This window comes from Flavobacterium sp. UBA2787 (assembly GCA_002352205.1).
Lineage (GTDB): Bacteria > Bacteroidota > Bacteroidia > Flavobacteriales > Flavobacteriaceae > Flavobacterium.
Genome location: DEHZ01000015.1, coordinates 372,092 through 397,960, shown reverse-complemented (window position 1 = coordinate 397,960; position 25,869 = coordinate 372,092). Strand labels below are relative to the sequence as shown.

The window sequence follows — 25,869 nt, the reverse complement described above, 5'->3', positions numbered from 1 at the left end:
TTTATTTAATCTTTGTAATTCAGCGAGTTAGTATAGTTTTAGATTAAAATCTAACAACTATGTTTAGCTTATCTAATTCTTCCATCACACTTTACACCGAAACAAACGGGTTTTATCTGTTGGAAATTCGTCTTAAAACCGATCATACTTTGGTTTTTAAAGACACTTTAAAAAGTGAAAACAAAAAAATAGTCATTAAAGGTTTTGCCCAAAATCGATTTGCATTTACCCTACAACCAATACTAACCACCAACCACTGGGAAAAAATTTTATTGTCATGAAAAAAATTACCATACTATTCGTCTTACTGTTTAGTGTCTTGCTAAATGCACAAGTTGGGGTTAATACTACCAACCCCGATCCATCTTCAATGCTTGATATTACTGCTACCAATAAAGGTGTTTTAGTGCCACGAGTTAGTTTAACTAATGTTACAACAACAATGTTAGACGGAACTAATACTGCTGCAACTGGTTTGTTAATTTGGAATACCAATGCTGCTACTGTGGGTGGAAATGGTATTGGTTTTTACTTTTTTAATGGTACGCAATGGATACCGATTACGCAGACAATTACCGGAAACACATTGGATCAATCATATGACCAAGGTGGAGCAGGAGTTGGAAAAAATATTGAGGCAACCGATGGTGCTGTTCGCATTAATGGAGATGACGGTTTTTTGGTAACCGGAACTTATGGTTCAGGCAATACTATAGACACAGAAATTACAGGAACTGGTACTCGTATGTTTTTTAATCCGAGAAAAGCAGCTTTTAGAGCAGGATATATTGTTGGAAATCAATGGAATAATATAGGAATTGGTAATTTTTCAACGGCATTTGGTAGTTCAACTATTGCTTCAGCAAATATTTCAACGGCATTTGGTTTTAACTCAGTGGCAAGTGGATTGATTTCTACTGCGTTTGGGGATTCTACAAATGCTTCTGGAGTGAATTCTACTGCGTTTGGGGATTCTACAAATGCTTCTGGAGTGAATTCTACTGCGTTTGGGGCTTCCACAAATGCTTCTGGAGAGAATTCAACAGCATTTGGTATGATTACAAGAGCAATTGGTGATGATTCAACTGCGTTTGGTAGAGCCTCGGAAGCATCAGGAGAACGTTCGACTGCGTTTGGTTTTGGCTCAGATGCAAGCGGCTCAACTTCTACCGCATTTGGCGATAGTACAATGGCATCCGGTTCTAGATCAACTGCGTTTGGTTTTTTCTCAGATGCAACCGGCGATTCAGCTTCAACTGCATTTGGCCATTTTGCTTCGGCATCCGGTTCTAGTTCAACTGCATTTGGCTATTATACTTCGGCTATAGGTGAACAATCAACTGCATTTGGCAATAATACAACGTCATTTGGAGTGAATTCTACTGCATTTGGCAATGAGACAATGGCATCTGGTTTGAATTCTACTGCATTTGGAAATTCCACAACAGCATCTGGAGTGAATTCTACTGCATTTGGCGAAAACTCAAATGCAACTGGCAACTATTCAACTTCTTTTGGTTATGCTACTGATGCAACTGGCGAAAATTCAACCTCTTTTGGTTTTGGTACTAATGCAACTGGCAACTATTCAACAGCGTTTGGTTACTTTAATGATGCTAGAAGTTTTGGAGAAACCGTGTTTGGTATTGGAGCAACTTTTTATACTCCTTCCACAAATGGAGCCTCATCGTTCGGAACAGCAAATATGTCTGATCGATTATTTGTAATAGGAAATGGAGTTGATATTAATAATAATAATATTTTTGACAGCAATGAAAGAAGAAATGCTCTTGTAATGCTAAAAAACGGAAATACTGGTTTGGGCTGGTCAACTCCAGAAGAACGCCTTCATGTACAGGGAAGTATAAGAATGGTAGATGGCAACCAAGCGGCAGGTAGAGTATTGAAAAGTGATGCTAATGGCACGGCTTCCTGGCAAATTGATAATGATAATCAAACCATAGATGTATTTAGTTTAACAGGAACAACTTTAAACTTATCATTACAAAATGATGGTGTTGCTACACAATCTGTAAATTTGGCTGCTTTGAATACTGACAATCAAACCATAGATGTATTTAGTTTAACAGGAACAACTTTAAACTTATCATTATCAAACGATGGTGTTGCTACTCAAACGGTTAATTTAACCTCTTTAGCAAATGATTGGAAATTAACGGGTAATACAGGAACAAATCCAACCTTTAACTTCTTGGGTACAACTGACAATCAAGATGTATCGATTCGTACAAACAATACAGAAAAAGTACGAATTACTGCAAAAGGACAAATAGAAACAACACAGTTACAGTCGGTTTGGATTGGCAGTAGTGCTGGAGAAAATGCAACTGGAACCCGAAATGTTTTTGTTGGTAATTCTAGCGGTTTATCAACGTCAACTGGCTCTGATAACACAGCAATTGGTGGTTTAACATTACTCAGTAATACAACAGGATTTGACAATACCGCTATCGGACTTGCATCGCTATACTCTTTATCAAGTGGAGATGGAAACACCGCAATTGGTGAACAAACATTAGAAAACTTTACAACTGGAAGTTACAATACATTTGTGGGTCATTTAGCGGGTGAAAATTATCCGAGTGGATTACGAAATACCATTATGGGCTTTCAAGCAGGACAAAACGCAAGTGGCGATGGTAATGTTTTTATTGGCTCAAATGCAGGTAGAAATTCTACAGCAGGTAATAGGCTATTCATAGAGAATAACGGTGCAGATGAAAATAACGCATTAATTTATGGTGAATTTGATAATGATATTCTAAGAACTAATAGTGAGTTTCAAGTAAGGCAAAATAGTTCAGGAACATTATCTCATGTTCTACTGAGAGAAGAAGGTGCAAACGATGGTGCCCGTATTAAGTTTACAAACGCAGCTGAAGCAGATAATGAATGGGTGCTTTATGGTCGTGCCGACAACACGGTTGCCGATAGCAGATTTCATATCTATCATAATGGGACAGGTGATATTGTAAGAATAACAGGAAATGGTTTAGTCGGAATCATGAGAACACCAACAACAAATGCTTTAGAAGTAAATGGCACAGCATCAAAAACTACTGCCGGTGGTTTCGTCGCCAATTCAGACAGCCGCTTAAAAAAGGATATTGCAACAATTTCTCCAAATGAAGCATTAGAAAAAATTCTCCAATTAAGAGGCGTGACTTATTATTGGAACGACGACAAAACCGGAACCGTTCGACCTGAAAATCTTCAAATCGGATTTATTGCACAAGAAATTGCAGAAATTTTCCCGGAAAAAGTAACCGAAGATAATCTTGGTTTTTTACAAACGGCTTATGGTGACTATGACCCAATCGTTTTTCAAGCGATCAAAGCTTTAAACGATAAAATCGAAAAATTAGAAAATGAAAATTCAGCATTAAAATCAGCATTAGAAAAAGTAAATGCTCTGGAAGCCAAATTAGAACAAATGAATATAAAATAAAGTTGGATTTTTTAGTGGTTGGAAAATGTCGAAATCAGAAATTGGTTTCGGCATTTTTCTTTTTTAGCAATCAAAAATGTATCTTTGAAATCTTCAATATTTAAGAATTATGTCAACGCAAAAACGCCTTTTCCTTCTCGATGCTTACGCTTTAATTTTTCGTGGGTATTATGCTTTTATAAAAAATCCTCGAATCAATTCCAAAGGAATGGACACTTCGGCCATCATGGGATTTATGAACGCTCTTATGGATGTGATTAAACGTGAAAAACCCGACCATCTTGCCGTTGCATTTGATAAAGGGGGTAGTGTTTTTAGAAATGAATTATTTCCAACTTACAAAGCTAATCGCGACGAAACGCCGGAAGCGATTAAAATTGCTGTTCCATATATTCAGGAATTATTAAAAGCGATGCAAATTCCGATTATGGAAAAAGCAGGGTTTGAAGCCGATGATTTAATTGGTACACTAGCCAAACAAGCCGAAAAAGAAGGATTTCAAGTTTTTATGGTTACGCCCGATAAAGATTTTGCTCAGTTGGTTTCCGAAAATATTTTTATGTACAAACCCGCCCGAATGGGGAATGATATTGAAATTTGGGGAATTCCCGAAGTATTGGAAAAATTTGAAATTGAACATCCTCTCCAAGTAATTGATTTTTTAGGAATGAAAGGTGATGCCGTGGATAACATTCCCGGGTTTCCTGGAGTTGGTGACGTGACAGCTAAAAAATTATTAAAAGAGTTCGGTTCTATTGAAAATCTTTTAGCTAATACGGATAAACTAAAAGGAGCCATCAAACAAAAAATTGAAGACAATGCCGCACAAGGTTTGTTGTCCAAAAAACTAGCTACTATCCTACTCGATTGTCCGGTAACTTTTGACGCAACCGATTTTGAGTTATCCAAGCCCGATGTAGAAAAAACGGATGCTATTTTTCAAGAATTGGAATTCCGTCAAATGAAAGCTCAATTTGATAAATGGTTTGGCTCCGGAAAAGAATATGACGAAATTAATACCAATGGAAATGGAGAGGTCAATGACAATGGCAATGACAAAAATCAAATTCAAAAGAAATCATCCGCCAAAAAATCCAACGAAGATCAATTTGATTTGTTTGGATTTAGCGATGATGACTCAACTGAAACAGGAACAAATTCGTTTTATGCCACATTAGAAACGACTTCTCATCACTATGAATTGGTTCAAAGTGATTTACACTTAAAACTGCTTTTGCAGAATTTAATGAATCAATCTTCGGTTTGTTTTGATACTGAAACCACCGGAATTGATGCCTTGAATGCCGAATTAGTTGGTTTGGCACTTTCGTGGGAAAAAGGAAAAGCATTTTACGTTCCATTTCCGGAAAATCAAGAAGAAGCTCAACAATTAATGGAGAAATTCAGACCTTTTTTTGAAAATGAAACCATTGAAAAAATCGGTCAGAACATCAAATATGATTTGAAAATTTTAGCGAATTACGGAATTTCAGTCAAAGGAAAATTATTTGACACGATGATTGCTCATTATTTGATTAATCCCGATATGCGTCATAATATGGATGTTTTATCTGAAACGTATTTAAAATATTCCCCAAAATCAATCGAAACATTAATTGGAAAAAAAGGGAAAAATCAGAAATCAATGCGTGATGTCAATTTGGAAGACATCAAAGAATATGCTGCCGAAGATGCTGATATTACATTTCAATTAAAAGAAGTTTTCAGTCCGATTTTAGACAAAGCCGAAACGAAGAAATTGTTTGATGAAATCGAAATTCCGTTAATTCCGGTTTTAGCTGCGATGGAATCTGAAGGTATTCGATTGGATGTGGATTTTCTGAAAAAAATGTCGGTGGATATGCAAAAAGACATCACCGAATTTGAACAAAAAATCTATGAAACGGCTGGTGAAAAATTCAATTTGGCTTCACCAAAACAATTAGGCGATATTTTATTTGATAAATTAAAAATCGGCGGAGCCAAACAAAAGAAAACTAAAACCGGTCAATATGCCACAGGCGAAGAGGTGTTGAGTTATTTAGTGAACGAACACCAAATTGTGAAAGACATTTTAGAATGGCGACAAATGGTGAAATTGCAAAGCACATATATTGATGCGTTGCCGAATCAAGTAGATCCAAAAACGCAACGAGTTCACACCGATTACATGCAAACGGTTGCCGCAACCGGACGATTGAGTTCGAATAATCCGAATTTGCAAAACATTCCGATTCGTACCGAAAGAGGTCGATTAATCCGAAAAGCATTTATTGCCAGAGATGAAAATTATACTCTAGTTTCTGCCGATTATTCGCAAATTGAATTGCGAATTATTGCCGCTTTATCCGGCGAAGAAAATATGATTAAAGCGTTTCAAAACAACGAAGATATTCACAAAAGTACGGCTGCAAAAGTATTCAATGTTCCGCTGGAAGAAGTCACCAAAGAACAGCGAAGCAATGCTAAAACGGTGAATTTCGGAATCATTTACGGCGTTTCGGCATTCGGACTTTCCAACCAAACGAATTTATCTCGAAAAGAAAGTGCCGACTTGATTGATGCCTATTATGCCACTTATCCAAAACTGAAAGCCTATATGGCAAACCAAGTTGATTTTGCCAGAGAAAATGGTTATGTACAAACCGTTTTAGGAAGACGACGTTATTTAAAAGATATTAATTCCGCCAATGCGATGGTGCGAAGCGGTGCCGAACGAAATGCTGTCAACGCTCCCATTCAAGGTTCTGCTGCCGATATCATCAAAATCGCAATGATCAATATTCATCAAAAATTGACTTCCGAAAACTGGCAATCTAAAATGTTATTGCAGGTACACGATGAGTTGGTATTTGATGTACACAATTTTGAATTAGAAAAAATTCAACCGATGATTAAACACGAAATGGAAAACGCTTTTAAATTAGCTGTCCCGTTGGATGTGGAGTTGGGAATGGGAAGAAATTGGCTGGAGGCTCATTAAGACAGTTGTCGGTTGTCAGTTTTCAGTTAAACCGCAGAACAAAGTGTTTGAATAAACAATTAGGTATGAAAGTGAAGAATCTCTTTGAAACAAAAATGTATCTTATCATACTTTTATGTTTACCTTTATTAGTAAGATTTTCAGAAATTGAAAATTATGGTTTAAACAAAACAGTTGGATGGGCTTATGACATTTCAGGATTTACGATGTATTACGTTAAATATTTTGTTTTTGCTTTTTTCATTGGATATTTGTTTCTAGCCATCATCAAAGCGAAAACTAATTTAGTTTTTTCTATTATACATTTTATCTTAATTGCTTTTTGTTGTTTGTTTTATGATAATTTCAGATATATGCGTTTAGTTGATACGCTTGCAATTATTGGAATTGTTGTATTTGTAATGATATTTTTTAATGCTTTGTTTTGGAGAATAAAATCATCAATCTAACAACTTAATGAAAGTCAATCTTAAACTTTTAGTGGTCATTTTAAGTTTAGAAATTCTATACTTTTTTGTAATGTTTTTTATTATGCTTTTTTCTCTCTTCATGTATTTTGGTTCTGGAGCAGGTTCAGTGAGTCAAACGGCAATTACTTCAGGAAAAATAGCAAATCTTATTATCATTTCGTCTCCAATTTTATTTAACTTGATAAAAATAAAAAAATTCTATTCATCACAAAATGAGATTATGTTTAACAGTTATATTCTTGCTACTTTTCTATATTGTATATTTATTTTTTTTATGATTAAAAATGAGTTTTTAGGTTCTTAATTTATAATTTCCGAATTCCAGTCAAATAAAAAAACCTTGTAAAACAAGGCTTTAGTATAAATTCCCGAATTCCATTCAAATAAAACCTATACCCTCCTCGTAGAATCCCGTTGTCTCAACTCCGTTTTTACAACTGTAGTTTTATAAGTCGGTGTTTCTTGTTTTCGTTCGAGTTTTTCGATTAGAAGTTTAGCGGCTTCTTCACCAATTTCCGGGCCGTGTTGGCTGATGGTGGACAAACTCGGTGTTAATCGTCTTGACCAAACTCCGTCTGCAAAACCAATTACGCATAATTCTTCCGGAATTTTAATTCCTTTTTGGATAGCAATTTTCATCGCCATAGTAGAAGAATGTTCATCCACAGCCAAAATACCATCTACTTCTTTGGATGCTAATAATTTTTCTAAACGAGCATCAAAATCTTCTTGACTATCAGTAATGATGATATACTTGTCGTTAATGCTTATTTTATTGTCTTGCAAGGCTCTTTCATAACCTAATGCTCGGTGTTTTCCAACACTTAAATTATCAATACAAGAAAGTAAGGCTACTTTTTTACAACCTAATTTCAACAAATGATTTACTGCTTCAACTGATGATTCAAAATCATCTACAATCACTTTATCGCAATTAACATCTTCCATGATACGATCAAACATTACAATTGGCAATCCTTCACGAAGAATTTCTTTAAAATGCGAAGAAACATTTTTGGCTTGCGATTCTTCCGAAACCGATAGAATAAAACCATCTACTGTTCCATTGCTCAACAAATCCATGGCTTGCTTTTCTTTGCTAAGTGATTCGTTTGAAATATAGGTAATCACATTATACCCTTTTGCATTGGCGGCTTTTTCAATTCCGCTAAACACTTTAGCAAAAAATGGATTCAATATATTAGGTATAATTACCGCAATTGTATTTGTTCGCTGATTTTTTAAATTCTTAGCCATGGAGTTTGGCTTATAATTTTGAAGCTTTGCATACTCCTGAACCCTTATTTTAGTAGGTTCACTAATTTCATGACTATCACTCAACGCTTTAGAAACCGTTGATACGGAAATTCCTAAATCTTTTGAAATTTGTTTTAAAGTGGCTTTCGGCTTCATATCTTTCGAATTTAGACGTAAAAATAGTAAAATAATGAATAGATTTAATGTGATTGACATTTATCTGATGATGAAAACTCATTTTATTTGTAATAAATCGATGAATTGAACGTTTGATAACCAAAATAAATTCGAAATAAATCCATTACTTACACCTTTAAAATCAGTAGTATTAGCAAAATTAGTCATCTAAAAATAAGTGATTAAAAATAATCTCAAATTGCTATTTGCTTTTATAATAATTAATTGTACTTTTGCAACCCCTTTATTGGGGATGGAATGTTTAATTAAAATAAATTATTGTGAACACATTAAGCTACAAGACAGTTTCAGCCAACAAAGCTACCGCAGATAAGCAGTGGATTGTTGTAGATGCTGAGGGTCATAACTTAGGACGTTTTGCTTCAAAAGTAGCAATGCTATTGAGAGGTAAATACAAGCCTGATTATACCCCGCACGTTGATTGTGGTGATAACGTAATCGTTATCAACGCAGAAAAAATCAACCTGACTGGTAACAAGTTGGATGACAAAACGTACATCCGTCACACAGGTTACCCAGGTGGACAAAGAAGCCTAACGGCTAAAGTATTGCAACAAAAAAACCCTGCAACTTTAGTAGAAAAGGCTGTAAAAGGAATGTTACCTAAAAACAAATTAGGTGCTCAACTATTCCGCAATTTAAATGTAAATGTTGGTATTGAGCACAAACATGGAGCTCAACAACCAAAAACCGTTAACTTAAACGATCTAAAGTAATGGGAGTTATTCACAAAATCGGTAGAAGAAAATGTGCTGTGGCACGTGTTTATGTTTCAGAAGGAACAGGAAAAATCACCGTAAACAAAAGAGAATTTGAAAACTACTTCCCTACTGCTACTTTACAGTACAAAGTGATGCAACCAATGTCTATGACAGAAAATGCAACTAACTTTGACGTAAAAGTAAATGTATATGGTGGTGGTTCAACAGGGCAAGCAGAAGCTGTGAGAATGGCTATTGCAAGAGCAATGTGTGAGGTAGAAGCTGATAACAGAGCTATCTTGAAACCAGAAGGATTGCTAACAAGAGATCCAAGAATGGTTGAACGTAAGAAATTTGGACAGAAGAAAGCTCGTAAGAGATTCCAATTCTCTAAACGTTAATCGAATTACAAAATTATTATTAAAAAAGTTATTGTTGTTATTATTCCGATGCGATCGGAAAATTAGTTTAGCATCTAAATAATGAAGACCAGAGTAATCGCTACTACATTATTGCTAATCAACAGAACGTAAACTAGTACAAAAATGGCAAACAAAGTTGAAGTTAAAGACTTACTTGAGGCTGGCGTTCATTTTGGACACATGACTCGTAAATGGGACCCGAATATGGCTCCTTACATTTATATGGAACGTAATGGTATTCATATCATTAACCTATATAAAACTGCTGCTAAAATTGAAGAGGCTAACGAAGCCTTGAAAAAAATTGCAGCATCTGGTAGAAAAGTACTTTTCGTAGCTACCAAAAAACAAGCAAAAGATATCGTAGCCGAAAAAGCTGCTGCAGCGAACATGCCGTATATCACGGAAAGATGGCCTGGTGGTATGCTTACTAACTTCGTGACTATCCGTAAAGCCGTGAAAAAAATGGCTTCTATTGATAGAATGAAGAAAGATGGCACTTTTAATACTCTTTCTAAAAAAGAAAGACTTCAAGTAGATCGTCTTCGTGCTAAACTAGAGAAGAACTTAGGTTCTATCGCTGACATGTCTAGATTACCTGCTGCATTATTTGTAGTAGATATCAAAGCTGAACACATCGCAGTAAAAGAAGCTCAAAAATTAAACATTCCAGTTTTTGCTATGGTTGACACCAACTCTGACCCACGTGAAGTAGAGTACGTTATCCCGGCTAATGATGATGCTTCTAAATCAATCGATAAAATTTTATCTTTAGTAACCGGTGCTATCATCGAAGGTCTTTCTGAAAGAGGATCTGAAAAAGATGGTGATGCTGTTGCAGAAGATACAGTAGAAGAAGTAGTAGCAGTAGAAGCTGCTCCAGCAGTGGAAGCAGAAGAAGCTAAAACAACTTCAGAAGAATAAATAACTATAAATTCCGATAGGAAAAATTCCAAGTTCCAAAAAATTGTCTCTCGAAAAATTGATGATTTAATAAAATTGGAATTTGGAATTTGAATATTGGAATTTGTTTTTTTACATAAAAATTTAAACTTAAAAATAGATACAAAATGGCAACAATTACTGCTGCAGACGTAAATAAATTAAGACAAACTACAGGTGCCGGAATGATGGACTGTAAAAAAGCTTTGGTTGAAGCTGAAGGAGATTTCGATAAAGCTATACAAATCCTTAGAGAAAAAGGGCAAAAAGTTGCTGCTAACCGTTCTGACCGTGAGTCTAGTGAAGGTGCTGCTGTTGCTTTTATAAATGCAGACAAAACCAAAGGTGCTGTAATTACTTTGAACTGTGAAACTGATTTCGTAGGTAAAAACGAATCATTCGTTTCTTTGGCTAAACAATTAGTAGAAAAAGCAATCAACTTTTCTTCTAAAGAAGAATTTTTAGCTTCTTCATTTGAGGGAAACATGACCGTTGCTGAAAAATTAATTGAGCAAACCGGAGTTATCGGGGAAAAAATTGAAATTGGTGGTTTTGAAATTTTAGAAGGTGCTTTTGTTGGATCGTATGTACACGTGAACAAAATTGCAGCTTTAACTGCAATTTCATCTGTTATTGCTGATGCTGAAACGTTAACAAAAGACATTTCTATGCAAGTAGCTTCAATGGGAGCAGATACTTTATCGTATAAAGATTTTGATCCTGCTTTCGTTGCTTCTGAACTTGCTGCTCGTATTGCTATAATCGAAAAAGAAAATGAAGAAGCAAAACGTTTAGGAAAAACATTAAAAAATGTTCCTAAATATATTTCTTTCTCTCAATTAACTGAAGAAGTTTTAAAACAAGCAGAAGAAGATGCTAAAGCTGAATTGAAAGCAGAAGGTAAACCAGAGCAAATTTGGGATAAAATCATTCCTGGAAAAATCCAACGTTTTATCTCTGACAACACAACTTTAGATCAAGAAAAAGCTTTATTAGATCAAAACTTCATCAAAGATGATAGTAAAAAAGTTGGTGATTACGTAAAAGGTTTCAATGTTGAAATTACAGGTTTCAAAAGAGTTGCTTTAGGGTAATTCCTAACGAACAAAATATACTAAACCTCAATTATAATGATTGAGGTTTTTTTATGGTTTTTAGTTAAATTTACAAAATGCAAAACAACGATCCACTTCACGGGAAAACACTACAATCAATAGTTGAGTATTTAGTTGATTTTTATGGTTTTGAAACCTTAAGTCAAAAAATAAAAATAAAATGTTTTACCGAAAATCCTTCCATCAAATCAAGTTTAACTTTTTTACGAAAAACCGATTGGGCTAAAAAAAAAGTGGAAGAATTATACTGTGAAACAATTTCCAAAACGAAATAAATACAAAATCCCATCACCTTGGCTGCGATGGGATTTTTAAACAAACAAACAAATAAAACCTATTAACTAAAATTGAACGTTTCGGCTAATTCTTTATAAACAATTTCTCCCTGAACAATATTGAGTCCTTTTCCTAAATCCGGATAGCGGTCTGTGGCAACTTTCCATCCTAGGTTGGCTAATTTTAAAACATACGGCAATGTCACATTCGTTAAGGCTAATGTTGAAGTATAAGGAACCGCTCCCGGCATATTCGCCACACAATAATGCACAACATCATCAATAATATACGTTGGATTCTCGTGCGTTGTTGCGACAGTCGTTTCAAAACAACCTCCTTGATCTACTGCCACATCCACCATAACGGTTCCGGGATGCATTTCTTTCAACATATCTCTGGTAATTAATTTTGGGGCTTTTGCACCCGGAATTAATACCGCACCAATAATCAAATCGTGATTTTTAATGTGCCTTCTAATATTATATTCACTCGAAAATTCAGTTACAACGTGACTTGGCATCACATCATTCACATACCGAAGTCGTTTCATATTGATATCTAAAATCGTAACATGTGCTCCTAAACCGGCCGCCATTTTTGCTGCTTGAATGCCTACAATTCCAGCTCCTAAAACCAACACTTTTCCGGGTGGAACTCCGGGAACGCCTCCCAACAAAACTCCTCTTCCTTTAATTGGTTTTTCTAAATATTTTGCTCCTTGTTGGATTGCCATTCTTCCAGCAACTTCCGACATTGGTGTAAGTAAAGGCAATGAACCGTCTGTTTCTTCCACCGTTTCATACGCAATGCAAATTGATTTGGATTCCAACATCGCAATCGTCAATTCTTCACTGGAAGCAAAATGAAAATACGTAAAAACAATTTGTCCCTTTTTTATCAATGGATATTCTTCAGCGATAGGTTCCTTCACTTTCACAATCATATCGGCTTGAGCATAAACTTCAGCCGCTGTTGGAACTAAAATTGCACCAACCACTGCATAATCCGTGTCAAAAAAACCGCTTCCAAAACCGGCATCTTGTTGAACATAAACCGTATGATTGTTTTTAATCAATTCAAAAACACCAGCCGGAGTCATTCCAACTCGACTTTCATTATTTTTAATTTCCTTAGGAACCCCTATTTTCATCACTTAATTGTTTCTAATTATTACACAAATGTATTAATAACCCCTAATTTTTATACACTAATGTTCAATTTTTATCATTTTTTAAGTTATAACCCCCAAAATAAACATTAATATCAAATTAAAGCTTTGATTTTTTATATTTGTTAAATAAATGAAACAATATGGAAACTAAAACAAGGTGTGCTTGGTGCGAAAAAGATGATTTATACCGCAATTATCACGATGAAGAATGGGGCGAACCGGTTTTTGATGACCAAAAGTTGTTTGAATTTTTAATTTTAGAAACTTTTCAAGCCGGAGTGAGTTGGCATTTGATTCTAAAAAAGAGAGAAAATTTCAGAAAAGCATTTCTTAATTTCGATTATAAACAAATTGCTTTATTTGGCGAATACGAAGTGCAAGAATTGATGAAAGATGCCGGAATTATTCGAAATACTTTGAAAATAAATTCCGCCATCAGCAATGCAAAAGCATTTATAAAAGTGCAGGAAGAATTTGGTTCTTTTTCTAAATTTATCTGGAGTTATGTGGATGGGAAACCAATCGTGAATAATTTCACTTCTTTTAAAGAAGTACCGGCTTACAGTCCATTAGCCGAAAAAATCAGTAAAGATTTGAAGAAACGAGGCTTTAAATTCATCGGACCAACTACCATGTATGCTCATATGCAAGCGACAGGAATGGTTAATGATCATTTTTTGGATTGCTGGAAAAGAAATTAAAGCGACGATTTTAGAATTTTGAGGTAATTTTCTCGGGAGATTTCAAACGCACCTAATTTTTCTAAGTGATCATTATGCACTTGACAATCCAGTAAAAGATAATTCTCTTGTTTTAACTTTTCAATCAAAGAAACGAATGCTACTTTACTTGCATTGGGAACTTTGCTGAACATACTTTCACCACAGAAAATCTTACCTAAATCAACTCCATATAAGCCACCGACTAACTCATCATTTTGCCAAACTTCAACCGATTTTGCAATTCCTAAATCGTGCAATTTAAGATATGCGTCCATCATTGAATCGGTTATCCAAGTTCCTTGTTGCCCTTTTCGTTTAATGGTTTGACAATGTTCGATAACTCCAGAAAAATTTTGATTGAAGGTAACTCTAAATATATTTCTGTTTAAGATATTCCGAAGACTTTTAGCTACTTTATACTCTTTTGGATTGACCACCATTCGTTGTGGCGGACTCCACCACAAAATAGGCTCATCCTCTTCAAACCATGGGAAAATACCGTTTTGATAAGCCAAAAGCAATCGTTCTGTGCTCAAATCGCCACCAACAGCCAAAATCCCTTCGTAGGAAGCTTCAGAAACCGGCGGAAAATATAAATCTTTACTTAAAAAATACATCTATAATTAAAATCTAAATAAGAAATTCCAAACTCCAACATGTTAAGTTAGAATTTGGAATTTATTCACTTTTTAGTATGAGAATTAAAACGGTAAATCGTCGTGCTCTTCTTCATTAAAGTTGGTTGCCGGTTCAAAGGCCTCTGCTGCAGGCACAGGAGGCATTTGAGCAGCAGGAGCTTCAGCTTGCAAACGCTCAATTCTCCAACCTTGAATAGAGTTGAAATATTTGGTTTCGCCTTGCGGACTCACCCACTCTCTTCCTCTAATGTTAATGGATACTTTTACACCCTCACCCAATTTATATGAGTTAAGCAAATCACACTTGTCTTGTGTAAATTCAACCATAATATGTTGTGGGTACTGTTCGTCTGTGGTAACCACTAATTCTCTTTTTCTAAATGATGCACTAACTTGTTGTTCTGGGTTAATGACTTTGATTTTTCCTGAAACTTCCATGATTTTGATTTTAAAAATTATTAATTTGGCTCATATTAAACTCGTTTGGCTAACAAAACTTTCCAGGCCGAAAGGGCATCTTGCTTGTTAAGGAATTCTTTTGCTTTTTGATGCACTTTCATTTCATCGGCAGAACTCAAAACTCCTTTCACCTGAATATTTTCATTTACAAATATATTAATTTCTTCTGTTGATGGCAAACTTTCTACATTTCCTAACATTCCTAAATCATTTCCACTAAACACGGGGCTTTCTTTAATAAAATCAGGGATTTGATCGACTCCTATTCCTAATGTTGCCAATGGTTTTGGGATTTCAAAAAGCCCTTGATTGGAACGCGAATACCAATTGGCACCCATGCGTGAAACCAAATCTATTTTATGTTGGTTGATGTTACCGTTTTCATCTAAAATAGATTCATCAATATGCAATTTTACAACTTCACAAATAATTAAATTTCCTGCTCCACCTTCTGTTCCTAAACCAATAATCTGATTGACTTTGCATTCAAATTGAACCGGACTTTCCGCCACACGAAATGGTTTTACAACCTCAGAAGGCAACATAGTTAAACCTGATTTTAGAAACTCATTTACTCCATCGGCATATTCTGTACTCGACAACGACATTTGCTGAACAATATCAAAATTCACCACATTAATGACCACTTCTTTTGTGGCTTCGCAGTTAATTAAAGTGTGTTTAATGGTGTTATCCCGAACTCTTCTGGCAGGGGAAAAAACCAAAATCGGCGGATTGGAACTAAACACATTAAAAAAACTGAATGGTGACAAATTCGGATTGCCATTTGCGTCAACGGTACTGGCAAACGCAATCGGTCTCGGCCCAACCGAACTTTGCAAATAACCTTGTAATTTTAAAGGAGAAACATCTTTTGGAGAAATACTAACCATTGTTTTTTTGAGTTTATACAAATGTATAAAATTGAGCAGTATTTGACGATTGAATTTTTCAATTAACACAAGATTTTACTACTTTTATCCTAAATACAAATTTATGCAGTTTTCCGAAAGCAGAAATGTAACCCGATGGTTTTTGATTCTCACTTCTTTTGTGATCGTTTCGCTGATTCTTTGGAATACTTACACTTTTTTTCAAATATTTAAAAACGAAGAAAAAATAAAAATGGAACTTTGGGCTGAAAGCCTGAAAACTGTTAATAATGCAAATCCTGAAACTGATGATATTGAGCTTCCACGTCAAATAATAGATAACAATACAACTATTCCTATTATACTAACTGAAAACGACACAATCATAAATCAAAAAAACATTGATGAAAATATCATTTCGAATAATGAAAAGTTAAATCAATTTCTTGAAAAATTAAAAAAGGAAAATACGCCGATAGTCATTGAATACAATCCCGGAAAATTTTGGTATTTATACTATGGTAATTCTTCATTGATTAACAAATTAAAATATTATCCGATTGCTTTAATTTTGATTATACTGCTATTTACTGCTTTAGTTTACAATTATTACAGAAGCACAAAAGTTGCTACACAAAACAAACTTTGGGCAGGAATGGCAAAAGAAACTGCACATCAAATTGGCACACCTCTTTCGTCATTAATAGGGTGGTTAGAAATTTTAAAGATTGAGAATGTAGAAGAAAATACAATCAAAGAAATTGAAAAAGACATTACCCGATTACAAACTATTACTGATCGTTTTTCTAAAGTTGGCTCTGAACCACTTCTGGAAAAATTAGATTTGGTTACAGAAACGATTCAATCTTTTGATTATTTGAAATCGCGTTTTTCAAAACAAGTTGAATTTTCATTTTCGGCACCAACTAAAACTATTTTGGTCAATCTCAATCCAACTTTACATAGCTGGACAATTGAAAATTTGGTAAAAAATGCGATTGATGCGATGAAAGGTCGCGGGAAGTTATCGCTAACGATCATTGAAGACGAAAAAGAAGTAAAAATTTTAGTCTCCGATTCCGGAAAAGGAATTCCGAAAAATCAATTTAAAAGAGTATTTGAACCCGGATTTACCACTAAAAAACGTGGTTGGGGACTAGGTCTTTCTCTAACAAAACGCATTGTGGAAGAATACCATAAAGGAAAAATTAAAGTATCTCAATCAGAGGTTGGAAAAGGCACTACGATGATGGTTAGTTTTAAAAAAATATAATTTTTATTAAATTGTCATTTATTTTTTATAATTTTAACAATATTAACCAATAAAATCAATTTTTATGAATTTTTTGTATTTCTTACTCATCGGTGCTATCTCGGGATGGCTTGCAGGTCAACTTTGGAAAGGTTCAGGTTTTGGATTAATTGGAAACATTGTTGTTGGAATCATTGGCGGATTTGTTGGCGGATGGTTAGCCGGGCATTTCGGAATTGGCGGAGGCGGATTACTTTGGCAAATTCTAATTGCTGCCGGGGGGGCTTGGGTCTTGCTTTTTCTAATAAGTTTGATAAAAAGATAAAACGAAAAATCCCGATGAACTCGGGATTTTATTTTTTATAATTCGTTTTGAATTTTTTGCACTGTAGCTTCAAATTCTTCTTTTGTTAAACTCACCTTCCGCTGAAATCGCATATCATCCATATCTTGTAACGGTATGAGGTGAACATGAACATGAGGCACTTCTAATCCCACCACGGCAACACCAATTCGTTTGCACAAAATTGCTTTTTCCAAAGCTATTGCAATCTTTCTGGAGAACTTCATTAAAGCTGAATAATGATCTTCTTCCATATCAAAAATCTTGTTGATTTCCTGTTTCGGAACACAAAGTGTATGACCAATTGCGTTTGGATTTACATCTAAAAAAGCAATAAAATGTTCATCTTCTGCAATTTTATAGGATGGAATTTCGCCGTTTATTATTTTGGTAAAAATACTTGCCATTGATTTAAATTTTCAAAAAAATTAATCTCTTGTAATTTCTAAAACTTCAAATTTTAAAACACCATTTGGGACTGTAATTTCGGCTACATCGCCAACAGATTTTCCTAACAAACCTTTTCCGATAGGAGAAGTAACAGATATTTTTCCGGTTTTTAAATCAGCTTCGCTTTCGGCCACCAACGTGTATTTCATTTCCATGCCATTGGCTTGGTTTTTAATTTTCACGTTAGACAATACTAATGCTTTTGACAAATCAAGTTGCGATTCATCAATTAATCTGGCATTTGAATATACTTCTTCCATTTTAGAAATTCTCATTTCCAATAATCCTTGAGCCTCTTTAGCGGCATCATATTCTGCATTTTCAGATAAATCACCTTTATCTCTTGCTTCTGCAATGGCTTGTGATGCTTTTGGGCGTTCAATATGTTTAAGATTTTCTAATTCTTCTTTTAGTTTTTTTAAACCCTCTGCGGTGTAATACGATACTGTACTCATAACTTCATGTGTTTTTATTGCAATTCAATTTTTCAAAATTCACAAAAGTTGAACTTTGATATATAAAATCCTTATTTTTATCGTTATATAAAATAGAAAAAATCCCCTTTGAGAGGATTCCTTTCAACAAAGATAGTATAATTTTTAATTATTTGAAAATTTATTCCTTAATAAGGATACTCAAAGGTAATTAAATTAAATTTGTGTTACGAAAAATAATGTTTATGAAAAAATTTATTCTGCTACTCATTGCTTGTGTTTTCCTTTCCGGATGTGAAAACGAACGTTTTAATAATTTTAATCCCAACATACCAAATTATACTTTTACGGTAGATATTAATACCGATTTACCGCTGTACAGCTCTTTAAAATTTGCCGGAAACGGTGTTTATATTTCACAAGGAAATGCAGGGGTAAGAGGAATTATTGTTTTCAGCATCGGTGGTGGTGGCTACAACGCCTTTGACGCAGCCTGTCCAAACCAAGCCTTGAGTTCTTGTTCAACCATGATTATCCAGGGTAGTAATGCTCTTTGCCCATGTGATGAAGAATTGTATAATTTATTTACCGGTCTGGGAGGTGAGGGTTTAGAATTCCCGATGAAACGTTACCGTGTTGAAGTAAACGGACCTATTGTTAGAGTTTATAATTAAAAAAAATCCTGACCGCAAAGTCAGGATTTCTTTTATATACTAAAACAAAAAGCTTACTCCTGAAAGGAAATTAATTCCCGCTTGCGGATAAAAACCAGCTCCCTCAAAAGTTGTAATGGCGTTCGGGTCCGAATCATCATCAAAAGTGTAAAAATAACCATTGCTTTCGTATTTCAGGTTAAAAATATTATTCACTAAAGCACTGAATCGGATAGATTTAAATATTTTTTTTGTTTCAATTTCATACGAAACATTAAAATCATTTACATAATAAGCATCTAATTTTGAACTTTCTGCATCGATATTCCCCATAAATTGTTCGCTTACAAATTTTGATAAAAAGGAAAGTTCTAGATTTTTAACCGGAATAAAAGTAAAACGATTTGCTGCAATAAAATTTGGTGAAAAAGCAATATTAGTTGAACCCAAATTTTGCAACTCACCATCTCGCTGAAAAACAAAGTCTTGGTTTTTATTTTGACTTACCGTGAAATTTGGTTGCAAAAAGAATTTATCTGAAAGTTTCAAAGTGGCATCAACTTCTAATCCAACACGGAAACTATCACCACTATTGGCACGAATTGGTGCTCCTACATCATTTAATTCTCCGGTTAAAACCAATTGGTCTTTGTACATCATCAAATAGCTATTAACATTCAATTTCACATTTTCTGTTGCATATCGCCATCCTAATTCAAAATCATCTAATTTTTCAGGTCTTGGATTTCCGTTTTCGTAATCGTTACGATTTGGTTCGCGTTGGGCTTTGGCATACGAAAAATAAAAATTATTATTTTGATTTAAAGTGAAAGTAATTCCGGCTTTTGGATTAATGAAATTAAAATTGTCATTCACAATTCCGGTATCTTCGCCATTGGCATTAAATCCAACATTTCGGAATTGAATATCACCAAAAAGTCGCCATTTCTCAGTTAAATCATAATTTATCTTAGCAAAAAAATTGACATCTGTTTTGGTTGAAAAATCATCATAATAGCAATCTCTGATTTCGCTTTGCGAGGCAAATTCAGCCCAAATGATTTCACCAAAATGAGCTCCTTCATATTTATTTGCTCCTCCTCCAAAAATAAAATCTACATTGTCTTTTTTATAATTCAATGAAAACGTTGTTCCGTAAAAATCATTATCCAACCAACGACGACGAATTAAATCGGTTACATCGATGGTTTCTCCACCTAATGTTATCGGATTTAAACCATAATCAGCAAAATCCTCATCCTCTCTATATTGTTCAAAATAACCTTTTCCTTTGGTATAATGAAAGGCTAAATTCGTGCTCCAATTGTCGCTCCAACGTTCATTCCAATGCAATTGATAATGATCTTGCTGATAATTATCTGTTTCGTTGTCATAGAATTGCATATTTCCTTCGTCATCAAAATACATTCCGGCAACATTAAAAGTTCTGTTATTCACCAATAAATCGGGGTCTTCTAAACCATACCATGCTTGATAGGTTTTTTGAGTTCCTCCAAAAGCAAGAGCCTTTATTAAAGTGTTATCACCAACATAAGTACCTTGTAAAAAATAGGATTTTAAATCAGAAGAAGCTCTGTCGATATAACCATCTGAAACAATATTAGACAATCGTCCTGCAATTTCAAATTTATCATTCATTAAGCCTGTACTGAATTTTAAAGTATGCTTTCTGGTATTAAAACTTCCGTACGAATTGGAAATTTCTCCACTGGCTTCTTTTGAATACGAGTCGGTCAACAAGTTTAAACTCGCTCCAAAAGCTCCCGCTCCATTGGTTGAAGTTCCAACTCCTCGTTGCAATTGCAAACTTTCGGTCGAACTGGCAAAATCAGGCATATTCACCCAAAAAGTTCCTTGGCTTTCGGAATCATTATACGGAATTCCGTTGATGGTTACGTTCACACGCGTTGCATCAGATCCACGAACGCGAATTCCGGTGTAGCCCACTCCAGCTCCGGCATCGGTTGTGGTGACAACTGACGGAAGATAATTCATCATAATCGGAATATCTTGTCCGAGATTTCGAGATTGAAATTCTTCTTTACGAAGATTGGAAAAAGTAACCGGCGACTGTACTGTTACACGAACGGCCGAAACCAAAACTTCATCGAGAGGAATGTCTTTTGTTTTAGTTGTATCGGCAACCGTTAGCTGTTCCTGAGAAAAACCGATTAAAGAGAATAGAAAAAAGCTGGCAAAGCAATACCTGCTGAGCGTTTTTGTGCCATAATGGCGATTGTTGAATAAAGTTTTCATTCGTAAAAGATTACGAATAAAAGGGGCAATTACTCTTGGTTAAAAATTAAAATTGATACTCTTGACATCAAAATAAACGTGCACATTTACTTTTTTGTCTAATCCCTAAACAGCATTACCTGTTCTAGGTTCGTTGGGTATGATCTCAGCTCGTTATTTTGAGCACCCCTTTGAGACGGTGCAAAGGTAGTAAAAGATTTTCAATGGCAATGGTAAAAATCAAATTCAATGGCAAAAACGGCCTGCTTTGCAGGAGATTCCTATTTCGACTTCGTCATCTTGCGGAATGACAAAAAAATAAATTAATTATCCTTTAAACATCCGGTTTCTTTCGGTTTTGTTTAGTTTCTGAAGTAGTTCGTTTTTCCTTAATTCTTTTTTCGATGACCGAACGCGGAATTTTGGTTGGTTTTCTTTTTTTGGGAATGACCAATGCGTTTTGAATGAGTTTCAAAAAACGTTTGGTTACAATTTCTTTGTTTTTGAGTTGACTTCTATCTTCGTCGCAGTTTAAAATCAGAATTCCGTCGGACGTTAATTTTGTTTTTAGTTTTTCGGAAATTAATATTTTTTCTTCCTCTGATAAACTCTGCGAATTGAGCAAATCAAAAGACAAAACCACTTTAGACGAAATTTTATTCACGTTTTGTCCTCCTGCTCCGCTGCTTCGAACGGCTTTGAAGCTAAGTTCTGTGAGTGTTTTTTCGCTGTCCATTAATTCGGTTGATGAGCAGTTTTTAATAAATCATTTACAGTTTTTACCGGATTGAATGTCACCAGTGGAACTTCAACAAAAATTGTCAACCATTTTGCCATCGCACCATTCCAAAGTCCGGGCAATTCATAGGCTTTCAACTCTTTACCGTCTTTATTTTTATGAACAATGAATCCGCTTGTGTGATCAATAAATTCATTTAAATCAAAGTTTGCTCCACGGTAATTTCGAGTTCCACAAACTAAATCAACCGGGTTAAAATGTGTTGAACTTTTCAATATTTTAACTTGATTTTGATCATTTTCATCCACCTGAGATGATTCGACGATTTGCAAAAAGACAAGGCCTTTTCTATCTCTCACCCAAAACGGACCACCGCCGGGTTCACCTTCATTTTTGACCATTCCACACACACGAATCGGACGATTTAAATAGTTTCTGAGGTATTCAATTTTGCTTTCTTTGGTATATTTTGAAAAATCTTCTACCACTTCAAATTGTAATTTTGATTCAATAAAAATCACAATTTCATCTAAAAAACTTTTGTCTAATTGATTTTCATCCAACGCTTTTAAATATTCAAAAATTTGATTTTGTTTATCTAATAAAATTCCGGCCAATGCTTTTTTATACAATGCAATTTCTTCGATATGATTTTGAATAACATTATCAATATTTTTGATGAAAATAATATCGGCATCCAAATTATTTAAATTCTCAATTAACGCTCCATGACCACCGGGTCTAAACACTAAATTTCCTTCTTTTTCACGGATAAGTTCGTTGTCTTGATCTAAGGCAATACTATCGGTGGCTTTATTTTGATAGGAATAACTAACGTTTATTTCGGTTTGAAAATCGCGTTCAATTTTTGGCTTAGCCGAATCCACGATTTCTTCAAAAGCAGTTTGGTGTTCCTCGGAAACCGTAAAATGTAAATTTGCTTTTTGATTGGAACTTGAATAGAAGACAGCTTCATTTAAATGTTCTTCAATTGGCGTTGCTACGTGACTTGGATACTTATGAAAAGGCAAAACACCTTTTGGCTTTCCGGCAAAATCGAAGTCATTTTTTGATAAAAGAATTTTAATAAAAGCAAAATATTTGCTGTCGTATGGCCATTGATCGTAATCAGGGTAAGCCTTTTTTGCTTGATTTAAAACTTCACTATAAAATGCAAATTTTTCTAAACCAATTAAAAAAAGCGATAAGTTTTTAGCTTTTTTTCGATTGATGTAGGCATTAATTGATTCTTCGCCTAACTTGAAATCGTGTATAAATTCGTTTAAAAATTTGAACATTCGACTCGCTGCACCGGAAGCCGGGACAAATTTTTTGAGCTTCAAATGATTTTTTTTATCATCAAAATAATTAGCATAATAAATCGCTTCTTCTTCTGACAATGATTTTATTCCGTCGCCCAATTTGGCTGCTCGATCGAGGTTGACAGCTTGAATTCCGTTTATTAGAAAATTCAATTGATTTTTAACTTTTTCTAAACTTATTTCTCTTTGTTGAATTTCGATAAAATCAAACGAATTGAAACCTAACTTTTTTGCTTCAATTAAATCATCAATAATGGAAACAGCTTTGTGAAGTCGCTTTTCTCTTGAACCGGAAATCTTAACGTAAGGTTTATTAAATTCAATTAAATTATCCTCAAAAATTTTTAATGTTTCTTCTCTATTTTCGGGTTTATCGCGTAAATCGTCTTTCTCCCAAGGCACATCAACATCAGTCAACAAAAACAAATCGTATTTATGTTTTTTTGCTGCTTTGAACAAAATCGGGTCGGAATTACCATAATAAATATCCGAAAAAACTTTAGTTACCATCAAATTTGTGTCAGAAATTAAAATTTTATTGGCGTTTTGCAAACCTTCATTTTCCAATTTAGTTTGACCAATAGCAATTGGAATTAAATCGGATTGTTGACAAATTTCTTTTGATGTATTCCATTTATTTTGAAGGTAATCACGAGCAAATTCAGGAATCCAAATCGTCTGATAATGGTCTGCTAATTGTTTTGCTAAGGTACTTTTACCGGTACTTTCAGGTCCGTAAATAGCAATTTTTATGATGTTTGTCTGTTGTTGTTTAAGGTTTTCTTCCATTCGATGTAACCATAAAAGGCTATTATTGTAAATATAAAATATTGTAAGCTAGTGAATGTTAATCCTTTATAGTAATACAAAGGTACAGAAACAATATCACCCACTATCCAAAAAATCCAGTGTTCAACTTTACGTTTTGCCATGAGCCACATACCCACAAAAAACACTCCGGTGGTAAATGTATCAACATAAGCTGTCCAACTTGTAAATTTATCAAAAAAAGTGTAAATCAGCACTACTGCGATCGATGTTAAAACAAAAATTACAATTGCCCATAATTTTTCATTTTTGGTAATGTTTGCAATTGGAAATTCTGTTTTTCCTTCTTTTTTGCGAGTCCAATGATACCAGCCGTAAACACTCATTATTGAATAATAAATGTTGATGGTAAAATCGCCCAACAACTTCCATTCCCACAACAAATATATAAAGATAGTTGTACTTATGATTCCTGTTGGGAATACTAAAATGTTATCTTTTTTAGCATACCATACACTTATTAAACCAAAAAAAACTCCGGTGATTTCAAGAAAAATGTGCAGATTTGAATAGTCTTTGTATTGGGAAAAAAGTAAATCAATCATGATTGAAAAAGTTAGAATCGTTTTCAAAAGCAGTTCCAATCACAACCAAATCGGCTCCGGCATCAAAAGCGTTTTGAATTGCTTTTTGCGAACGAATTCCACCACCCACAATCAGCGGAATTGAAATTTCTTGAGAAACCGCCTTAATCATTTCTAATGGAACGGCTAATTTTGCTCCGCTTCCGGCTTCAAGATAAATTAATTTATTGCCTAAATATTCTCCTGCTTTTGCGGTTTGACAGACATATTCTATATTCTTACTATCTAAAGGTTTGGTTTTACTGATTCGTTCCACAGCAGTTTCACTTCCACTTTCGATTAAAATATAACCGGTTGAAATAATTTCTAATGTTGAATTTTTTAAAACTGAAATAGCATTTACGTGATGTTCAATAAGGTAATCCGGATTTCTTCCTGACAATAGACTCAAAAACAATATTCCATCTGCAAAAGTTGAAATTTGTGACGGACTTCCAGGGAAAAGTACAATCGGAATATGTAAATGCTCTTTTAATGATTGAATTAAAAAATCAATTTTGGTTGTTTCCACGTGACTTCCGCCAACAAAAATATGTGTCGCAGGCGATTTTTTTAATTGATGAATCAACGAACCAATCGCCTCAAAATCAACTTTATCGGGATCAAGTAAAATTGCTAATGATTTTTGATTTTGGGCTTTTGCCTTCAGTATTTCTTCGTAGATTTTTTTCATCATTCCATTTCCCAAAGCCAGACTAAGGTGTAATTTTCAATTTCGGTAAAGTAAACCAAAAATTCTCTTTTTACCGAATTAAAATCTAATAAAGCAGTGGTTTTTGAATCATTCATCTCAAATGGTTGTACAAAAATATGGTCTTTAAAACTAATTCCGATTTCGTTTCGCACTTTAAAAACGGCTTCTTTTACTCCCCAAATGACGGTTAATTTACTAACGAATTCGGCAGGATTTTGTTCGCATTCATACACAAATTCTTCCTCTGCAAATTTATAAGCGATTTTTTTGACCAAATCACGTCGAAGTTCTAAATCGATTCCCACATTTTTATCTGATAAAACGATAACTGAAAAACCAAATGAATGAGAAATGGAAATGTTTACACCATCTTTCAAATGAGGTTTGCCAAATTCATCATAATACAAATCAAAATCGGTGTAGCCATTGTATTGCAAAAGCATTCGAACCGCCATAAAACCTTTTTGATGACTTTCGGATTTCATACCTTCTAATCTTGCTAAAGAAGTATCTTTCAATGAAACTTCACGAAATAAATTATCAAACGATTCTGTTATCTTCCAAACAAAAACATTTGTTTTATCATCTACATTAATTCTTTGGTAAAATGGCATTATTG

At 34.4% G+C, this 25,869-nt stretch carries 26 protein-coding genes; 13 read left to right on the top strand and 13 right to left on the bottom strand.

From position 1 onward, the window contains the following. Window positions 1-59: 59 nt before the first annotated feature. The 4 genes from B4N66_RS14850 to B4N66_RS14835 all read left to right on the top strand — a co-directional run bounded on the left by B4N66_RS14850 (window position 60) and on the right by B4N66_RS14835 (window position 6,901). Window positions 60-281, top strand: coding sequence for a hypothetical protein (locus tag B4N66_RS14850; protein ID WP_291095813.1), 222 nt, complete (start codon window positions 60-62; stop codon window positions 279-281). Continuing rightward, a complete protein-coding gene (locus B4N66_RS14845; protein ID WP_291095811.1) occupies window positions 278-3,469 on the top strand; it encodes a tail fiber domain-containing protein in 3,192 nt (1,063 codons plus the stop codon). The genes B4N66_RS14850 and B4N66_RS14845 overlap by 4 nt, the downstream gene beginning before the upstream one ends. 109 nt (window positions 3,470-3,578) lie before the next feature. Beyond that, window positions 3,579-6,452 carry a DNA polymerase I gene (gene polA, locus B4N66_RS14840; RefSeq protein WP_291095809.1) on the top strand — a complete coding sequence of 958 codons (2,874 nt, stop codon included), beginning with the start codon at window positions 3,579-3,581 and terminating at the stop codon, window positions 6,450-6,452. A gap of 65 nt (window positions 6,453-6,517) precedes the next feature. Beyond that, the gene (locus B4N66_RS14835) at window positions 6,518-6,901 is read left to right on the top strand and encodes a hypothetical protein (protein WP_291095807.1); all 384 of its coding nucleotides are present in this window, start codon (window positions 6,518-6,520) and stop codon (window positions 6,899-6,901) included. Window positions 6,902-7,312: 411 nt separating this feature from the next. Here B4N66_RS14835 and B4N66_RS14830 read toward each other — a convergent pair whose 3' ends face one another. Continuing rightward, window positions 7,313-8,335 (bottom strand): LacI family DNA-binding transcriptional regulator, encoded by a 1,023-nt coding sequence (locus tag B4N66_RS14830; protein ID WP_291095805.1) that lies wholly within the window; start codon window positions 8,333-8,335, stop codon window positions 7,313-7,315. A gap of 302 nt (window positions 8,336-8,637) precedes the next feature. Between B4N66_RS14830 and rplM the strand changes: the two genes are divergently transcribed. From rplM to B4N66_RS14805, 5 genes are all read left to right on the top strand, one after another. Continuing rightward, window positions 8,638-9,093, top strand: coding sequence for a 50S ribosomal protein L13 (gene rplM, locus B4N66_RS14825; protein ID WP_112085949.1), 456 nt, complete (start codon window positions 8,638-8,640; stop codon window positions 9,091-9,093). Next, on the top strand, window positions 9,093-9,479 hold the full coding sequence (gene rpsI, locus B4N66_RS14820; protein WP_248435880.1) for a 30S ribosomal protein S9: 387 nt from the start codon (window positions 9,093-9,095) through the stop codon (window positions 9,477-9,479). Before rplM ends, rpsI begins: the two co-directional genes overlap by 1 nt. A 144-nt stretch (window positions 9,480-9,623) precedes the next feature. Beyond that, window positions 9,624-10,424, top strand: a complete 801-nt coding sequence (gene rpsB / locus B4N66_RS14815) for a 30S ribosomal protein S2 (RefSeq protein WP_291095803.1) — start codon at window positions 9,624-9,626, stop codon at window positions 10,422-10,424. Between the two features lie 146 nt (window positions 10,425-10,570). Continuing rightward, window positions 10,571-11,536: a translation elongation factor Ts gene (tsf, locus tag B4N66_RS14810; protein ID WP_291095801.1), complete on the top strand. Its 966-nt coding sequence runs from the start codon at window positions 10,571-10,573 to the stop codon at window positions 11,534-11,536. 77 nt (window positions 11,537-11,613) lie between these two features. Continuing rightward, complete coding sequence (locus B4N66_RS14805; protein WP_291095799.1) at window positions 11,614-11,832, top strand: VF530 family protein; 219 nt, start codon at window positions 11,614-11,616, stop codon at window positions 11,830-11,832. A 62-nt stretch (window positions 11,833-11,894) separates the two neighbouring features. Here B4N66_RS14805 and ald read toward each other — a convergent pair whose 3' ends face one another. Continuing rightward, window positions 11,895-12,983, bottom strand: coding sequence for an alanine dehydrogenase (gene ald, locus B4N66_RS14800; RefSeq protein WP_291095798.1), 1,089 nt, complete (start codon window positions 12,981-12,983; stop codon window positions 11,895-11,897). A 161-nt stretch (window positions 12,984-13,144) separates the two neighbouring features. On the opposite strand from ald, the gene B4N66_RS14795 reads away from it, so the two are divergent. Continuing rightward, on the top strand, window positions 13,145-13,705 hold the full coding sequence (locus B4N66_RS14795; RefSeq protein ID WP_291095796.1) for a DNA-3-methyladenine glycosylase I: 561 nt from the start codon (window positions 13,145-13,147) through the stop codon (window positions 13,703-13,705). On the opposite strand, the gene aat is transcribed toward B4N66_RS14795, so the two are convergent. The 3 genes from aat to B4N66_RS14780 all read right to left on the bottom strand — a co-directional run bounded on the left by aat (window position 13,702) and on the right by B4N66_RS14780 (window position 15,716). After that, window positions 13,702-14,343, bottom strand: coding sequence for a leucyl/phenylalanyl-tRNA--protein transferase (gene aat, locus B4N66_RS14790; protein WP_291095794.1), 642 nt, complete (start codon window positions 14,341-14,343; stop codon window positions 13,702-13,704). The two genes, B4N66_RS14795 and aat, sit on opposite strands and share 4 nt — an antisense overlap. 84 nt (window positions 14,344-14,427) lie before the next feature. Beyond that, window positions 14,428-14,802, bottom strand: a complete 375-nt coding sequence (locus B4N66_RS14785; RefSeq protein ID WP_291095793.1) for a DUF3127 domain-containing protein — start codon at window positions 14,800-14,802, stop codon at window positions 14,428-14,430. A gap of 35 nt (window positions 14,803-14,837) precedes the next feature. After that, window positions 14,838-15,716 (bottom strand): flavin reductase family protein, encoded by an 879-nt coding sequence (locus B4N66_RS14780; protein ID WP_291095792.1) that lies wholly within the window; start codon window positions 15,714-15,716, stop codon window positions 14,838-14,840. Between the two features lie 103 nt (window positions 15,717-15,819). On the opposite strand from B4N66_RS14780, the gene B4N66_RS14775 reads away from it, so the two are divergent. Both B4N66_RS14775 and B4N66_RS14770 read left to right on the top strand, forming a co-directional pair. After that, window positions 15,820-16,968, top strand: a complete 1,149-nt coding sequence (locus tag B4N66_RS14775; protein WP_291095791.1) for a sensor histidine kinase — start codon at window positions 15,820-15,822, stop codon at window positions 16,966-16,968. Window positions 16,969-17,032: 64 nt separating this feature from the next. After that, entirely contained in the window at window positions 17,033-17,272 is a 240-nt protein-coding gene (locus tag B4N66_RS14770; RefSeq protein ID WP_291095790.1) for a GlsB/YeaQ/YmgE family stress response membrane protein, read from the top strand. Window positions 17,273-17,307: 35 nt separating this feature from the next. Here the strand turns inward: B4N66_RS14770 and B4N66_RS14765 are convergent, their stop codons facing one another. Together B4N66_RS14765 and greA are read right to left on the bottom strand one after the other, a co-directional pair. Further along, the gene (locus tag B4N66_RS14765) at window positions 17,308-17,697 is read right to left on the bottom strand and encodes an HIT family protein (RefSeq protein ID WP_291095789.1); all 390 of its coding nucleotides are present in this window, start codon (window positions 17,695-17,697) and stop codon (window positions 17,308-17,310) included. 21 nt (window positions 17,698-17,718) lie between these two features. Beyond that, window positions 17,719-18,195 (bottom strand): transcription elongation factor GreA, encoded by a 477-nt coding sequence (greA, locus tag B4N66_RS14760; protein ID WP_291095788.1) that lies wholly within the window; start codon window positions 18,193-18,195, stop codon window positions 17,719-17,721. 224 nt (window positions 18,196-18,419) lie between these two features. On the opposite strand from greA, the gene B4N66_RS14755 reads away from it, so the two are divergent. Beyond that, a complete protein-coding gene (locus tag B4N66_RS14755) occupies window positions 18,420-18,848 on the top strand; it encodes a hypothetical protein (RefSeq protein WP_291095786.1) in 429 nt (142 codons plus the stop codon). Window positions 18,849-18,887: 39 nt separating this feature from the next. On the opposite strand, the gene B4N66_RS14750 is transcribed toward B4N66_RS14755, so the two are convergent. From B4N66_RS14750 to B4N66_RS14725, 6 genes are all read right to left on the bottom strand, one after another. Further along, on the bottom strand, window positions 18,888-21,104 hold the full coding sequence (locus B4N66_RS14750; protein WP_291095785.1) for a TonB-dependent receptor: 2,217 nt from the start codon (window positions 21,102-21,104) through the stop codon (window positions 18,888-18,890). A gap of 313 nt (window positions 21,105-21,417) precedes the next feature. Further along, window positions 21,418-21,819, bottom strand: a complete 402-nt coding sequence (gene arfB / locus B4N66_RS14745; RefSeq protein ID WP_291095783.1) for an alternative ribosome rescue aminoacyl-tRNA hydrolase ArfB — start codon at window positions 21,817-21,819, stop codon at window positions 21,418-21,420. Further along, window positions 21,819-23,933: a DUF4301 family protein gene (locus B4N66_RS14740; protein WP_291095781.1), complete on the bottom strand. Its 2,115-nt coding sequence runs from the start codon at window positions 23,931-23,933 to the stop codon at window positions 21,819-21,821. The genes arfB and B4N66_RS14740 overlap by 1 nt, the downstream gene beginning before the upstream one ends. Further along, complete coding sequence (gene pnuC / locus B4N66_RS14735; RefSeq protein ID WP_291095779.1) at window positions 23,894-24,517, bottom strand: nicotinamide riboside transporter PnuC; 624 nt, start codon at window positions 24,515-24,517, stop codon at window positions 23,894-23,896. Before pnuC ends, B4N66_RS14740 begins: the two co-directional genes overlap by 40 nt. Next, complete coding sequence (locus B4N66_RS14730; protein ID WP_291095778.1) at window positions 24,510-25,229, bottom strand: geranylgeranylglyceryl/heptaprenylglyceryl phosphate synthase; 720 nt, start codon at window positions 25,227-25,229, stop codon at window positions 24,510-24,512. Before B4N66_RS14730 ends, pnuC begins: the two co-directional genes overlap by 8 nt. Then, complete coding sequence (locus B4N66_RS14725; RefSeq protein ID WP_291095776.1) at window positions 25,229-25,864, bottom strand: 4'-phosphopantetheinyl transferase family protein; 636 nt, start codon at window positions 25,862-25,864, stop codon at window positions 25,229-25,231. Before B4N66_RS14725 ends, B4N66_RS14730 begins: the two co-directional genes overlap by 1 nt. Window positions 25,865-25,869 lie beyond the last annotated feature (5 nt).

Coding starts and splice junctions, on each gene's coding strand:
- B4N66_RS14850 (WP_291095813.1), top strand. CDS start 60: ATGTTTAGCTTATCTAATTCTTCCATCACACTTTACACCGAAACAAAC.
- B4N66_RS14845 (WP_291095811.1), top strand. CDS start 278: ATGAAAAAAATTACCATACTATTCGTCTTACTGTTTAGTGTCTTGCTA.
- polA (WP_291095809.1), top strand. CDS start 3,579: ATGTCAACGCAAAAACGCCTTTTCCTTCTCGATGCTTACGCTTTAATT.
- B4N66_RS14835 (WP_291095807.1), top strand. CDS start 6,518: ATGAAAGTGAAGAATCTCTTTGAAACAAAAATGTATCTTATCATACTT.
- B4N66_RS14830 (WP_291095805.1), bottom strand. CDS start 8,335: ATGAAGCCGAAAGCCACTTTAAAACAAATTTCAAAAGATTTAGGAATT.
- rpsI (WP_248435880.1), top strand. CDS start 9,093: ATGGGAGTTATTCACAAAATCGGTAGAAGAAAATGTGCTGTGGCACGT.
- rpsB (WP_291095803.1), top strand. CDS start 9,624: ATGGCAAACAAAGTTGAAGTTAAAGACTTACTTGAGGCTGGCGTTCAT.
- tsf (WP_291095801.1), top strand. CDS start 10,571: ATGGCAACAATTACTGCTGCAGACGTAAATAAATTAAGACAAACTACA.
- B4N66_RS14805 (WP_291095799.1), top strand. CDS start 11,614: ATGCAAAACAACGATCCACTTCACGGGAAAACACTACAATCAATAGTT.
- ald (WP_291095798.1), bottom strand. CDS start 12,983: ATGAAAATAGGGGTTCCTAAGGAAATTAAAAATAATGAAAGTCGAGTT.
- B4N66_RS14795 (WP_291095796.1), top strand. CDS start 13,145: ATGGAAACTAAAACAAGGTGTGCTTGGTGCGAAAAAGATGATTTATAC.
- aat (WP_291095794.1), bottom strand. CDS start 14,343: ATGTATTTTTTAAGTAAAGATTTATATTTTCCGCCGGTTTCTGAAGCT.
- B4N66_RS14785 (WP_291095793.1), bottom strand. CDS start 14,802: ATGGAAGTTTCAGGAAAAATCAAAGTCATTAACCCAGAACAACAAGTT.
- B4N66_RS14780 (WP_291095792.1), bottom strand. CDS start 15,716: ATGGTTAGTATTTCTCCAAAAGATGTTTCTCCTTTAAAATTACAAGGT.
- B4N66_RS14775 (WP_291095791.1), top strand. CDS start 15,820: ATGCAGTTTTCCGAAAGCAGAAATGTAACCCGATGGTTTTTGATTCTC.
- B4N66_RS14770 (WP_291095790.1), top strand. CDS start 17,033: ATGAATTTTTTGTATTTCTTACTCATCGGTGCTATCTCGGGATGGCTT.
- B4N66_RS14765 (WP_291095789.1), bottom strand. CDS start 17,697: ATGGCAAGTATTTTTACCAAAATAATAAACGGCGAAATTCCATCCTAT.
- greA (WP_291095788.1), bottom strand. CDS start 18,195: ATGAGTACAGTATCGTATTACACCGCAGAGGGTTTAAAAAAACTAAAA.
- B4N66_RS14755 (WP_291095786.1), top strand. CDS start 18,420: ATGAAAAAATTTATTCTGCTACTCATTGCTTGTGTTTTCCTTTCCGGA.
- B4N66_RS14750 (WP_291095785.1), bottom strand. CDS start 21,104: ATGAAAACTTTATTCAACAATCGCCATTATGGCACAAAAACGCTCAGC.
- arfB (WP_291095783.1), bottom strand. CDS start 21,819: ATGGACAGCGAAAAAACACTCACAGAACTTAGCTTCAAAGCCGTTCGA.
- B4N66_RS14740 (WP_291095781.1), bottom strand. CDS start 23,933: ATGGAAGAAAACCTTAAACAACAACAGACAAACATCATAAAAATTGCT.
- pnuC (WP_291095779.1), bottom strand. CDS start 24,517: ATGATTGATTTACTTTTTTCCCAATACAAAGACTATTCAAATCTGCAC.
- B4N66_RS14730 (WP_291095778.1), bottom strand. CDS start 25,229: ATGAAAAAAATCTACGAAGAAATACTGAAGGCAAAAGCCCAAAATCAA.
- B4N66_RS14725 (WP_291095776.1), bottom strand. CDS start 25,864: ATGCCATTTTACCAAAGAATTAATGTAGATGATAAAACAAATGTTTTT.